This window comes from Moorena sp. SIO3B2 (assembly GCF_010692525.1).
Lineage (GTDB): Bacteria > Cyanobacteriota > Cyanobacteriia > Cyanobacteriales > Coleofasciculaceae > Moorena > Moorena producens.
On record NZ_JAAHHE010000038.1, the window covers coordinates 33,512 to 47,982 of the forward strand.

A 14,471-nucleotide genomic window follows, 5' to 3' on the forward strand; every position below is an offset into this window, starting at 1 on the left:
GCGGATCTGGGAACAGAAACATTTTTTAACCTTTACTTCGACTGCTATATTATTATTCATTCATGGTGCGATAGGTAGCTACTGCTGAAGGAGATATCCGATTCAGATAGCGGAAAATCCAATATTTGATAACCGAATCCAAGATAACTGGAAATGTGGCAATGAACAAAAATATAAACTCTCGACTTTCTGGTATTCCTAAATGTCGGGATACGGCTTCTAGGATTACTTCCCAACCGTGGGGAGAGTGGAATCCTACAAACATATCGGTAAACAAAATAATGATAAACGCTTTGGCACTATCACTAAGTCCATAGATAATATCATCCATAAAAGATTTTAAAATAATTATATCTCGTTTGCTGTTCATGATAACTAAGGCAAAAGCAACTAGAGCTATAATGTCAGCAAAAATATTTTTAATGGCATTGGACCCTTGATTATGATAGTCTTCTGCCAGTTCATTAGCTTTATGCTTAATCTCTTCTTTCATCTCCTCCTCAGATAGTTTAGGAGTAAATCCCAGTAAGCTTCTAAAGTGGAGTTCTTCTTCAAATTTTTTTAACTCTATCAGAGCTTCTTCTTCCATCTCATAATTTAAAAAAATAGCTGATTCCTGGCTACTTCTAAAGTGTTCAACTATGGGACTAACTAAAAACGTTTTAGAAATTTGCTGAGTTAAAATAGGAACAATAGTTAAAATTAGGATAAATTTAATAGAGATTACGGTTTTACGTTGAGACCGACGAAAGGTTTTGACAACTTTCTCTTCGGCTCGTGGATCGAGTTCCTGCTGAATTCTTTTTACTGTCCCTACAATTGACCTAGGTAATACACCGGTTTTATCGGTTATTTTTTTGGAGTTAGCTCCTTGATTATTTCGAGATGAATTGTTGTCTGATTCCAAATAAGCAGCTTCTCTAAGATTGGAATTTTGCTTGACAACTTCTCTTGGACTGGCGTTAGTAATCTGATTATCTGGCTTTTGGTCTATGGGAATCAAGGCTGCGGTGGATTTTTCGGGTTTTGGTGGATCATACTTGTTGATAATTTCATCAATAAAATTTAATTTTTCAATAAGTATTGACTGCTGATCGCTGAGGTCGATTGACTCAGATAACCGAGAATTTTCCCTAGCTTGTTGTTGACTAGTTTCGAGAGGATTAGATCCAGTTAATTCAGAATTTATTATAACAGAACGACTGGTTTTAAATTCTGCTAGTCTAAGGTTGATAGTCTTTATATATTTATTAATTTCTGCCTCAAAATAGGCAATAACGCTGTTACTATATTGACTGGTATCGGCGGAGATTTTTTTACCTCCAAAATATTCATCTTCAATCGCTTTAATTTTTAGTGCCGCTTTGTATGCCTGATCCAAGGCTCTCTCTGGTGTATTGAAGAACCATTGTCTAGCTGTGCGTAAGATTGTTTGAAGATTCATTCAATTCTTTAGGTTCATACTCTGAACATCTCAGGGGTGCGCTCTTGCACCTAATTATTCCTAGAACTCTTACATCCTAGTTCATGTGGTATGATAACAAATTACCTAAAGAAAAATTCCGTGGTTCAAAATTCACTGTGGATAATTGGCTCAACTCGCACTGGCAAAACAACTCGCCTTGTGAGTCAGTTTTACCAATGGGTTGAAGGAGGACTGGATTGGTCAAACCCAAAGTCGAGTTCAAGATATCAAAGAACCCCCTCAAAAGCCCCAGGAATTTTGGTGTTTGCGGCTAATGACGATAATCGGCGTGAGTTGGCGGATCGGCTGACAGAGGTAATCCGGGGACGGTATCCCGTACTTTCCAAGACACCTTTAGGTTTTTTTCAAGATGAGGTAATGCTATTTTGGCCCTTGTTAATTGGGCGATTGGACTTCAAGGCACAGTTTCCGTTGCGATTGCGTCCTGAGACTGAGCAGGACTTAGCCACCCAGCACTGGCGTACTGACCTGGATAATGATCTACTACAACTGCCAGGGGGGAATGATTACACTAGAGTTCGTCGGCTCCTGGACTTGTTACAATTAGCAGCAGTGAGTGGGATACCTGTTGAAGACATTCCCCACATGTTAACGGTCGGGATTCCAGAGGAGGAAGGAAACCCGGAACTTTGGTCAACTGTGGGAAAGCTTTTGCTAGAGTGGCGAAGCTGGTGTCTAGAAAGGGGATTATTAACCTACGGGATTATTGCTGAACTGTATTGGCGGTATTTGTTGCCAGACCCCACTTATCAGCAGTATTTGCAGCAGCGCTATCAGGCAGTGCTGGCGGATGATGTGGATGACTATCCCGCGATCGCTCGGGATTTATTTGAGACTCTACTCAATCAAGGGGCTGTGGGAGCTTTTAGCTTTAATCCTAATGGACAGGTACGCTTGGGACTTAATGCTGACCCGAATTATCTAGCGGATTTGGCATCCCGTTGCTTGGTGGAAATCTTACCGGATTTATCTGTTGATGCTTTTCGAGATGAATTGGCAAACACAGTAGTGGAATTAATTAGTAATTCCATGTTTATTGAAGGTCTACCTGAGTCTATCCAATCGATTCAAACTACCTCCCGCGCTCAACTGTTGCAGCAAACGGCTGGGGTGATAAGTCAAGCGGTCAAGTCTGGGCAAGTGCAGCCTGGTGAAATTGCGATCATTGCTCCAGGTCTAGATGCGATCGCACGCTACACCTTAACGGAAATCCTGACTAAGGAAGGCATTGCCGTAGAACCCCTCAACGACCAGCGTCCATTAATTAGCTCACCGATGATTCAGGGATTACTAACCCTACTAGCGCTAGTGTATCCTGGCTTGGGACGGTTAGTGAATCGAGATGCGATCGCACAAATGTTGGTAGTACTCAGTAGCCAACCACAAGTACAGGAGTTGAAGGGTGAAAGGTTGAATGTTGAAAGGTTGAAGGTTGAAAGGTTGAATGTTGAAAGGTTGAAGGTTGAGGGTTCAAATCTGCAACCGGCAACCCTAATTGATCCTGTCCGTGCTGGTTTATTAGCGGATCACTGCTATGCTCCTGATCCTGAGCAACCTCGTCTGTTACCAGTGGAGTCGTTTCCTCGTTGGGATAGGTTAGGGCATCAGGCAACAACTGCCTACTCAGAGATTTTCCAATGGTTAGAACTACAGCGGGAGCAACAACAACAGGGTCTGATTCCTTCGTGCCTGGTAGTTTTCGACCGCGCCATTCAGAAATTTTTGTGGCATGGTTCTAATCTCGCCTATGACCAGCTAGCAGCACTGCGGGAACTGATGGAAACCGCTCAACACTACTGGGAAGTGAATGGACGCTTGGGGAAAGAGTTGAAGGTGAATGATTCGAGCCAAACCAACCAACAACCGTCTAACCGTCAGCGTTCCACCCAAACTATCGCCCAATTCATTCTGATGCTACGTCGTGGCACCGTTACTGCTAATCCCTATCCCGTCCGCCGCCTACCCACAGCTACCAATGGCGTTACCCTCGCTACTATTTTCCAATACCGTGCCGCTCGCCGCTGCCACCGTTGGCACTTTTGGTTAGATGCAGGTTCTTCCCTCTGGCTCAGTGGTGGTGCAGCTACCCTTTTCGGAGCTCATCTTTTTCTAAAGGAATGGTCTGGACGTCCTTGGACAGAGGAAGATAAAGTCCAAGCTGATCAACAGCGATTAGAGCGAATTTTGCGAGATTTATTCGGTAGAGTTACAGAGCGGGTTTACTTGTGTCATAGCGAATTAGCTGTTAGTGGCACAGAGCAGAATGGTCCGTTATTATCTTTGATACATACTGCGATAAATACTGCTGTTTCTTGACAATTATACTGGGATATTTCTGTTAGAAGTCTTGGCATGTTTGAGTTCAACTTTTACCAGCGCGAAGGGGCAAGCTAGATCCTTTCCGTATTAAAAATCATAGATAAAGGCCAAGAGAAGTATCAAACATATCACGCTCAATGGTAAGCCAAAAAGAAAGACAATGCCCGCGATTGCCCAGCCTCTTTGGTGAGCTTTGAAGTGTTCGATACTCCGCCAGCGACGACTTTTCCAAGCCCATTCATTTCCCTTGGCACCGAGCGCGATCGCCATAAACCAACCAACTTGAGGCACAAAGGCTATCAGTCCAATCCAAACATTATTCGTCATAGACCAAAACCAAGGTATCAAAAAAGCCCCCCAGTTCCAGCCTTTGATTTCATCTGGTACCGGTACTCCATCATCCAATACACCCCCTTGACCTGAATTATTCACAAAGGTGGCTTGGGTGGGTCTGCTCAGTTTGTTGTTTTTGGGAGTATTAAGTGTCATGCCCAACTCTAAGGCTAGAATTGCTTCAGACGCACTTTTGAAGCGTTGCTCTGGAGCCGGTTCGGTCAGCTTCTGAATCCAGCTAATCAGGTTAGCACTGAGGTTGACTTGGTCTTTAAAGCAAATGCGCAAATTCCGCTGGGGCAAGTCAGCGGGTGCAGTCCTGGTGAGCAAATGAATCAACGTCGCCCCTAAGCCATACAAATCCGATGCTGGTACTGCCCTACCACCAAACTGTTCCATGGGGGCGTAACCATAGGTTCCCACTACCGTAAATGTCGCGCCCTCTTGGGATGCCCGATCCTGCACTGACCCGAAATCGATGACATAAATCTGCCCATCATCCCCTAAAATTAGATTGCTAGGCTTAATATCTCGGTGCAGTACGGCTGGATTCAGCTGATGGAGAAATTCAAGAATTTTCAGCACATCCACAGCGATTTGGCGCACTTCCCCTTCTGTAAATCGTTTACCTTGATTTAGTTGTTCCTTGAGGGAGGAGCCAGGGATATAGTTGTGTACCAAGCCAAACCAGAGTACTCGGTCATCAATGTTAAAATAATCAAGATACTTGGGAATCCGGGGATGATTGAGCTGTTTAAGCACCTGTGCTTCTCGCTCAAAGAGTTTTAAATCGTCCCAATTAACGTCACCACCAAATGCCAGCAGTTTAACAACTACCAATTCTGGAGGTGACACTCCTAGATCCTCAGCTAGCCAAGTTTGTCGTCCAGCATTATGTCCCAGTTGTTGCTTGAGTTGATAGCGCTCATGTAATATCTGTTCGGCTTCCAGCATCTCGGCTTAATGTCCTCAGGGGCTCATCCATCCCATCAGCGTGCTCGGTTAATCTCAAGCTAGATGGGTGGATGAAGGGCAAAGGGCAAAGGCTAAAGGGGTGGATTAGATGATTATTTTTCTTACCAATCAATTTGTCTTACAAATCAAACCGATTTATCATTGACATTCGACCCCTCTAGCTTTAATATAGCCAGATTTTTCTGGGATAACAGGGATGTTGACAAGTTTATTCACTTGAAATTTGCCTTCCCGTAGCTACGACCGGGCGAGCATCCCTTTGTTCATCATCACCTTCAACGGTCAAACTCTACACACTAGGCGTTAACTCAACCCAATCCTTCAACCACTGGATGGAAGTAAAACGCTAGTCCTAAGACGACATAAGCTGCTAATAGCAAAACTCCTTCGAGCCAGTTGGACTTACCATCAGAACTAATTGAATTAGTAATCAACACAGCTACGGCTACTGCTACCAATTCAAAGGGATTAAAATCCAAATCCATGGGCTGACCCATAAACCACCCAGCTAGCACTAACACTGGGGCAACAAATAGGGCAATTTGCAGACTAGACCCTACGGCTACCGAAACTGAGAGATCCATCTTATTCTTCATGGCGACAGTTACCGCAGTGGCGTGTTCTGCTGCATTACCAACTACGGGGAGTAAAATTACTCCGGTAAACAGGGCTGTTAGTCCTAACTGTGATGTGGCAGATTCCAAGCTATCCACCAAAAGTTCTGATTCTAGAGCTACTAGCAGGGTAACCACTACCAAGACTCCTACCCACAACAAAATATTAGGTTGATGTTTAGATTCGGAACTGGCAATTTCACCGTGATCTGTTTCTTCTAACTCCATTTCCGCCATGCCTACATCAAACAGATAGGTGTGGGTTTTCATGGAAAATAACAGAGTTAGCCCATAAACCAGAATTAAAACCAGGGCAACTGCTACTGAAAGCTGTTGTAATGTAGATTGAGGAATACCAATAGATGTGGTATCCATTGCTGTCGGTAGCAACATGGCAATCACCGCTAGGTTCATTGAAGAGGCATTCACCCGCGCCACAATGGGCTGAAACTCCTGTTCTTTGTAACGCAATCCACCCAGCAGCATCGCAAATCCCATCACTAGGAGTAGGTTACCGATGATGGAGCCAGTGATGGTCGCTTTAACCACTTCTACTAACCCAGCATTGAGGGCAATTAGGGCAATGATTAATTCTGTAGCATTGCCAAAGGTGGCATTTAATAGCCCTCCTAGGTTTGGACCGAGCACCACAGCAATTTCTTCTGTGGCTGTTCCCATCCATGCTGCTAAAGGAATAATTGCTAAGCAAGAGGTAATGAAGATAACTGCCGAGTTCCACTCTAGAAATTCAGCGGCTACTGAAATGGGAATAAACACTAGCAAAATTGACAAAATTTGGTTTTTGGTGAGCATTTAGGTTTCTTTACCTCAAAAGAATTACTATGAGGACTTACGCATTTGCCCCCGTTGGTCTCCCAATTCTGGGGGACTTTGACATCATTACCCGCCCCATAATTGGGGTGCTAGCGGGGCGAAATCAACTTAACCGCGTAAGTCCTGACTATTCTAGTTAGTTTCAGGGACTAGGGCAGTATTACAAGGGGCTTGGTCAATCCCTCTTCCCATCCCCCCGTCTCCCTAAGCTGTCACGCCCCTAAGCTGTCACGCACTTAATTTTTGGGTTGAGACTGATGGGGAAATGGGGAGATACGGAGGTGGGCAGATGGTTTGACGGTTTCTTTGATATAGCAGTCGCCAGGGTAATTAGGACATGACAAAAGTCTCAAACTACAGTTTGGCTTGAGTTTAACTTCTGACTTCTGACTTCTGACTTCTGCTATAACATGAACAAATTCAATTTACATGGGTGTTAGCCGATCAACTGATATACACAAATTAGATAGTCAAGTACCTTACTCTGTCCCTGGTGTGCTCAATAAAGCTTTTCAGAACTCAACGATTCCTCAAGCGCATCAGTCCTAGGGTATATTTTTTAACCATAGAAATTTGCTATGATCTGGTGAAGATTGATAAGATTACCGCAATTTGCATAAACTGATTGGAGTTACTTGAATTAAACCTTGCGGTTGAATTAATCATTGTGTTAAGCATTTAACGTTTGTCCCAACTATCCGCTGTCCCAACTATCCGCTACTTTTGTTCGTTACTGCCAAACCAGTATAAGTTTGCTCAAGGGTATTCGCGCTCCGGGTCCCAAACATGAAGTTATCGGGTTGGGTGAGCTGTGTTGCTGTTTTTTGAATGCATATTCCCATGACTTCAGTAGCTGAACTGCTAGTGTTACAAGCTGAGGAAATAAAGTCCACTGCTAAGTCCACTGCCAAGATCAAACACTACTCGACGCTCAACAACGACCCCCTAGATCCTGCCACAGGTGTCTATATTACTATCCACGGTCATTTCTACCAACCGCCTCGGGAAAACCCTGATCTAGATACGATTGAGCGTCAGCCTACTGCTGCTCCGTTTCATGACTGGAACGAACGGATTTACTATGAGTGCTACCGCCCCAATGCCTTTGCTAGGGTATTAAATGACCAAGGAGAAGTAATAGATATTGTCAATAACTATGAGTATTTGAGCTTCAATATTGGTCCAACGTTAATGTCCTGGCTGGAAAATTACGATGTGGAAGTGTATCAGCGGATTCTGGAAGCGGACAAGAAGAGTTGCGATCGCTTAAATGGTCACGGAAATGCGATCGCTCAAGTGTACAACCACATCATCCTTCCCTTAGCCAATGAACGGGACAAATACACCCAAATCCGTTGGGGAAAAGCGGACTTCCGTTCCCGCTTTGGTCGTGAACCCGAAGGGATGTGGCTGGCGGAAACGGCAGTAGACTATCCCACCTTGGAAGCATTGGTAGCAGAAGATATTCGCTTTATTATCCTAGCCCCTGCCCAAGCTCAACGTTGCCGCCCAATTCCCACTGAACTCACCAGTGAACACAATAGTAATTCTCCATGGCAGGAAGTGGGAGGTGCTCAGATTGACCCTACTCGGCCTTACCGTTGCTTCCTCAAAAATGGCAAATTTATTGATATCTTTTTCTATGATGGCCCAATCTCCAGAGATATGGGCTTCAATGATTTACTCAGCAGTACTGAACACTTCGCCAAGCGTTTGGGTCAAGCAGTACGTGGGGATCATCGCAGTGCCCAGTTGATTGCTGTGGCAACGGATGGGGAAACCTTTGGCCATCACAAAACAGGCACTGAGAAGTGTATTGCCTACGCTTTTACCCATGAGTTTCCCCAGCGCAACTGGACAGTAACCAACTTTGCCCACTACCTTAGCTTTAATCCGCCCACCTGGGAAGTGGTACTGAAGCCAGTAACAGCCTGGAGTTGCTCCCATGGGGTTGACCGTTGGCAAGATGATTGTGGCTGTGGTGGTGGCGGGAAGTGGTACCAAACGTGGCGTCGTCCCCTGCGGAATGCCCTGGATTGGTTACGGGATGAATTGATTCAGGTATATCAAGAGACTGCTAGCCAATTCTTCCATGACCCTTGGCTAGCCCGGGATGAGTATATCCAAGTGGTTCAGAACCGTTCCCCAGCCAATGTGGAAAGTTTTCTGGAGCGTCATAGTACTCACCCACTGGCTCAAGCCCAACAAGTGGATGCCTTACGACTCCTGGAAATGCAGCGTCATGCTCTGCTGATGTATACCAGTTGTGGTTGGTTTTTTGAGGAAATCTCCCGTCCAGAAGGGGTTCAGATTCTGCGGTATGCTGCCCGTGCTATCGAGTTAGCTGGTGATGTTGCTAAAGTCCAACTGCAAGAAGAATTTATCCAACGCCTTGCTCTAGCACCCAGTAATGTGGAATGCTTTAAAACTGGTGACCAGATTTATCGCCAACTAGTGGTGTCAGCCCACGTTAGCTGGAAGCAAGTAGTAGCAGACTATGCCATTACTTCCCTATTTAACAACTATTCCCAAGAAGACAAAATCTACTGTTACTATGCCCATCAGCAATATTACCAGCTAAAACGAATCGGGGCATTAACCCTAGCTGTGGGACAGTTACAATTGGTTTCTGAAATAACTAGGGAAAGTGATGATTTTGTGTTTGCCTTGCTATACCTAGGTGGTTGGGACTTCCACTGCTGTATTCAACCCCTTGCTGAATGTCGAGGCTACCGCCAGCGGTTGGACACATTATTTAATGCCCTAGACCAAGGCAGTGCAGCCCACACAATTTTGGTAATGAATCAGCTGTTTGGGCAGCAACATTTTAATTTGCAGCATCTGTTTGCTGAAGAGCGACACCGGATTATGCAGCTGTTGAGCCAGGAAACCTTGACCCGTTTGGATCAGCTCTATACCCAGGTTTATCGGGATAACTATAGAGCCTTGATGGCTTTCCATCAGGGTGGGTTATCTGTTCCCAAGGAGTTGCAAGTAGCAGCAGAAATTGCTATATCCAATCAGTGTATTACTGTGATTAGGGCATTAGATAGTGATAGCAGTGATCAGCAGGTGGTATGGAGTAGCTTGGCAGAGTTAGAAGCGATCGCAATAGCAGCGAATCATCTCCACTGTCAGTTGAATACCCTAGAAGTCAAGCAAACCTTAGAAAAGTTAATTTTGCGTACGCTCTGGCAAATTCTTTACGATAGCAACCCAGAGGAAGTGGAAGTCGATATTCAACGGCTAGACAAAATGATTGATCTAGGCAATCAGCTCAATCTAAGCTTATCCTTAGATCGTTGCCAAGAACTTTACTTGCAGTACTTACATAACCAACTTTTGCCTCAGCTGATCCAAAGCCAAGACTTAAAGAAAGATAGTAAAGATAGTGATAGCAATGGCAGCTATCCCTGGCTATGTAACATGTGTACCTCCAGTGCTTCCCTTAGTACTTCACTTTCCCCAAGCCCCCTACTCAAGTTGGGTCAAACCTTAGCAGTGGATCTCAGTGGTTGGGTAACCAATCTACCCTCACCAGGGTAGGAGAGTGTAGGTTGGTTACCGTGAATCATCAACAGTTAACTATAGCTTTTAACTATAGCGTTGCTATTACAGTTTGTGATTAGAGAGCACACTGGCACCAAAGGCTCCTACTGCTAGCAGACTTAGCACCGACATCGGTTCAGGAACAGTAGTCTTAGAAACAGCTGCTGCTCCAAAGATCCTATTAATACCCCCGAAGGCGACATTTTGACTAAAAGTACCTGCTCCTGTGGTTGGATCGATGGTGATCTGTTGTCGATCAGCTGTGTAACCGAACAAGGTTCCATTTTCAAAGAACAAGCCAAATATATCCCTAAAGCCGATACTACCAATCTCAGTAGCTGTACCGTCATTAGCGATAGAGAACAAGATGTCAGAGCTGCCGTCAACAGAGAGTGATGTGGCAAAAAATTGATTATTTACAGAATCGAATGCTATGTCGCCACTGCTGTTGAAGTTAGGAATTGTAGCCACTAATGATGCAGCACCACTAGAGGTATCAATAGTATAAAAACTATCATCTCCAGCGCCGTAAAGCACGTTATCATCATCAGAAAACCCTAAAGCATTTATAAACGCAAAAAGGTAGCCAATTAGGGAGGATAAACCCGTGCTTTTATCAATACTATACAAAGCGCTGGGAGTGACACCAAATAGCTCCCCACTATTTGATAAAGCTATATCAAAAAAGGGGATACCGTCGCTGTTCAATGGTGTGAATTTTCCGGTTGAAGTATCGATTTTTCCAACTTGTCCATTGGAAGTAGAGAGGAAGGATGCCGCCTGAGCTGTTCCTATTGTTCCTAGGCTAAAAACTACTGCCCCAGCCATAGCTATTGGTAATTTTTTCATGATAGTTTTATGCTGCAACTCTTAGATGTAGACAGTGACCTTACTCTGAAATTTGATATCAAGTCCGTTTGATTCCCTGGTTTATAGTCGGCTTTTTTGTGCCCTTTTTCCTTGAATACTCTTGTTTTAGACAATACTGATGCTACCGGACTTGATATCAATAAACTACTCCAAAGTAAGATCAGTAAATCCTAAGCATTAAGCTATCAGCCGTCAGCGGTCAGCCTAATGCTTAAAATAAACCTCAAACGGTAGAATTTAAGCATTCGAGATTTTAGAGAATTCAAAGTCTGGGGAAAAGCCCATCAGCCCAAGACTATGAATCCTTGGCAGCAGCTGAAAGCTGAAAGCTGACGGCTGAATGCTTATAGTAAACCTACAAACGAGAAAATTATTTACCTTTTGCTTATGTTTATATTCATTAAATTTAACTAGATTTTTCTCTCTCCGAAACTATGAATCGGTAGGATTCACAAAATCATTATTTTATTGAATTATAAGTTTTGCTTATAATAATTAATAACTATTGATAAATGATTGCTAAACTTTAATACTTAACTATAGCGCTTACTTAGAAAGTAAGCCCTGATGTCGATTAAATTTAGCTTTGTGATCTCAAGGCTTGAAAAAATTAGCTTGAACAGCAAGCATGATTAGTTGAACGAAATTATATAGCAGTCGAAGTAAAGCTTAAGACATCTTCTGCTCTCTGCTCCCTGCTCCGAAGTCCCTTTCAACCAAAAGACTATGTCCTAAACTATACTTCCCTTGCTATATAGGTTTACCATCTAATTCCCATCAGCCCTAAGTAGTAAAATTGATTAGTTAAACTTATAGTAAGTTACGAAATCCGTAGAGGGCTTAAGTTCACACAACCTTAATATTAGTAATGGGTAATGGGTAATGGGTAATGGTAATTACTGCCGTCAGCTGACAGCTGACAGCTGACGGCTGAATACTTACGTACCTCACCCAATTGAAAACTGCTATAGTTCAGATCGAACCAAGGTCACTAAGTGGCCAAAAACGGAAACAGGCACGACCAATGACTTTGTCTTTACCTAGAAAACCCCAAACATGGGAATCGTTGCTATTGTTGCGGTTGTCTCCCATCACAAATAGCTGATCTTCTGGCACCTGCACCAGCCCCATCTGATAATGGGGAGGTTGGGCAATGTAGTCCTCCTCTAGAGGAGTACCGTTGCGATAAACTTTGCCATCTTTGACTTGAACCGTATCACCCGATGTGCCAATCACCCGCTTGATGAAAGCTTGGTCTTTTGAGTAACCCAAAATTTGTAATTGTGGCGGTAGTTCAAACACAATAATGTCACCGACTCTTGGGGTATGGAAACGGTAAGAGATTTTTTCGACCACTAAGCGATCGCCTACTCCCAACGTCGGGTACATGGAATCCGAGGGAATGTAGCGAGGTTCTGCCACAAATACTCGAATCAATAGAGCTAAGGCTAGTGCGATCGCAATAATTTGGAAATTTTCCTGTACTTGCTTCCAAAATGGCGTGCCACCCTTGTCCGGTTGTTGACCCTGAGCATCTGCTTGCTGCTCCTGAACAGATTCAGAAGATTCACTCGGTGCTGCTAATTTCTTTTTCTGTGCATCCATACAAGATTTAAATTGACATTTAAATTGACAATACTCGGTATTTTGGCCTAGCCCTTGCCCTAAACATCTTTCCTAGTTTGGCAACTCAGCCAGGATAACATGCTTGATTGCCCTTTTGTGAATTTGCGTTAGTTTAAAAGGTAACTACTGTTGTTGGACAATGCCCGTGCTGTTTCCACACTCTGTCCTACGTGCAAGTTTAGCGGTTTGTCTTCTCGGTTTGTTGAGTGCCTGCGCCAACACTAACCTAGGTAACGCTTTGCAGCGGTCTTTGGGAGCAGACCCCAAACTGAAAGATAACCCACCCAAAAACTTGAGTGGGCCATCTCCGAATAAGCCTCAAAGTACTCCCCAGAAACAGAAGTCAGTACCGTTGCCAGAAGACTTCCCCACTGAGATTCCCCGTTATCAAGAAGCAACCTTGGAACAAGTGGAACCCCTCAAAGATGCTGCTGGTCCAGGTAAGCTGACGATTTGGTCATCCCCTGACCCAATTAATTTAATTCAGAACTTTTACCAAAAGACCTTTGAGTCGGGAGGCTGGCAAGTCCTCGACCAGCCAGAGGATCAAGATGGTGGCACATTCATCGTCCGTCGTAATGACTTGGATGTTACCCTTTCGATTCCTGCTCGTGGCACTACTGGCAAATCCACTGCTGCCTCTTCATCAAAGCCCCCAGCGGTTGCTACCAACAGCAGTGTGACTACATTTGATATTCAGTACGTCCGGGATGGTAAGGATACCAAAGCTGAGAAACCACAACCATCCCAGAAACCACAACCATCCCAGAAACCAACACAAGCTCAAAAACCAACACAAGCTCAAAAACCAACACAACCTGAGAAACCAACACAACCCCAGAAACCAACACAAGCTCAAAAACCAACACAACCTGAGAAACCACAACCACCCTCTGAGGTCGCCAGTAAGCCAGCTAAGGTCAGGTCAGGACAACCAGAGAAATTTACTGACTTGGATAAAGTCCCCCGAGATTTGCGTAAGTATGTGGCAGATTTGGCAAAATTGGGAGTCTTAACGCCAGACACGACTAACCCAAAAACTAATACTGATAGTCAAGGTATTCAGTTTGCCCCGAATCAAACCATAAACCGCCGTCAGTACGCCCGTTGGCTAATGGATGCCAATAATCGAATCTATGCTAATCGTCCAGGATTGCAAATCCGTTTAGCATCCAACACTACTCAACCTGCATTTCAGGATGTGCCTCGTACGGATCCTGATTTTCCCTATATTCAGGGATTAGCTGATGCTGGATTAATTCCTAGTCCCCTCAGTGGCGATTCTACCGCAGTATTGTTTCGTCCAGATGCACCGTTGACTAGGGAAAATCTGATGTTGTGGAAAGTGCCTCTCGATACTCGTAAAGCCTTGCCCAAAGCCTCTATTGAAGCAGTGAAAGAAACCTGGGGCTTCAAAGATACCGCTGAAATTGACCCGAAAGCATTGCGAGCCGTCTTAGCTGATTTCCGAAATGGCGATTTGGCAAACATTCGCCGAGTTTTTGGTTATACAATATTGTTTCAGCCTAAAAAACCAGTCACCCGTGCTGAAGCAGGAGCAGCGCTTTGGTATTTCGGTTCTCAGGGTGAAGGGCAATCTGCCCAAGAAGCACTGTTTCTTAAACCTCAAACCAGTCAGCCATCAGGGGCACCAAAAGCTACACCATCGAATTAGGTGCATACAAAACGTAAGCATTCAGCTATCAGCTATCAGCTATTAGCTATCAGCTATTAGCATTCAGCTATCAGCTATCAGCTATCAGCTATCAGCTATCAGCTATCAGCTATCAGCTATCAGCTATCAGCTATCAGCTATCAGCTATCAGCTATCAGCTATCAGCTATCAGCTATCAGCTATCAGCTAT

General features: G+C 44.2%; 8 protein-coding genes. 3 read left to right on the plus strand and 5 right to left on the minus strand.

Translation table 11 applies throughout. The features are described 5' to 3' along the window. Positions 1-52: 52 nt before the first annotated feature. Positions 53-1,444: a proton extrusion protein PcxA gene (locus F6K38_RS12105; RefSeq protein WP_287249856.1), complete on the minus strand. Its 1,392-nt coding sequence runs from the start codon at positions 1,442-1,444 to the stop codon at positions 53-55. A 90-nt stretch (positions 1,445-1,534) separates the two neighbouring features. Here F6K38_RS12105 and F6K38_RS12110 point away from each other — a divergent pair, with 90 nt between their 5' ends. Continuing rightward, the gene (locus F6K38_RS12110) at positions 1,535-3,802 is read left to right on the plus strand and encodes a recombinase family protein (protein WP_287249859.1); all 2,268 of its coding nucleotides are present in this window, start codon (positions 1,535-1,537) and stop codon (positions 3,800-3,802) included. Positions 3,803-3,892: 90 nt separating this feature from the next. On the opposite strand, the gene F6K38_RS12115 is transcribed toward F6K38_RS12110, so the two are convergent. Then, the gene (locus F6K38_RS12115) at positions 3,893-5,092 is read right to left on the minus strand and encodes a serine/threonine protein kinase (RefSeq protein ID WP_287249861.1); all 1,200 of its coding nucleotides are present in this window, start codon (positions 5,090-5,092) and stop codon (positions 3,893-3,895) included. A gap of 329 nt (positions 5,093-5,421) precedes the next feature. After that, the gene (gene cax, locus F6K38_RS12120) at positions 5,422-6,540 is read right to left on the minus strand and encodes a calcium/proton exchanger (RefSeq protein WP_008189958.1); all 1,119 of its coding nucleotides are present in this window, start codon (positions 6,538-6,540) and stop codon (positions 5,422-5,424) included. Positions 6,541-7,401: 861 nt separating this feature from the next. Here cax and F6K38_RS12125 point away from each other — a divergent pair. After that, positions 7,402-10,107: a DUF3536 domain-containing protein gene (locus tag F6K38_RS12125; protein ID WP_008189954.1), complete on the plus strand. Its 2,706-nt coding sequence runs from the start codon at positions 7,402-7,404 to the stop codon at positions 10,105-10,107. Between the two features lie 66 nt (positions 10,108-10,173). On the opposite strand, the gene F6K38_RS12130 is transcribed toward F6K38_RS12125, so the two are convergent. Next, positions 10,174-10,959 carry a PEP-CTERM sorting domain-containing protein gene (locus F6K38_RS12130; protein WP_008189952.1) on the minus strand — a complete coding sequence of 262 codons (786 nt, stop codon included), beginning with the start codon at positions 10,957-10,959 and terminating at the stop codon, positions 10,174-10,176. A gap of 993 nt (positions 10,960-11,952) precedes the next feature. After that, complete coding sequence (gene lepB / locus F6K38_RS12135) at positions 11,953-12,585, minus strand: signal peptidase I (RefSeq protein ID WP_008189949.1); 633 nt, start codon at positions 12,583-12,585, stop codon at positions 11,953-11,955. 160 nt (positions 12,586-12,745) lie between these two features. Here lepB and F6K38_RS12140 point away from each other — a divergent pair, with 160 nt between their 5' ends. Further along, positions 12,746-14,281, plus strand: a complete 1,536-nt coding sequence (locus F6K38_RS12140; RefSeq protein WP_008189948.1) for an S-layer homology domain-containing protein — start codon at positions 12,746-12,748, stop codon at positions 14,279-14,281. Positions 14,282-14,471 lie beyond the last annotated feature (190 nt).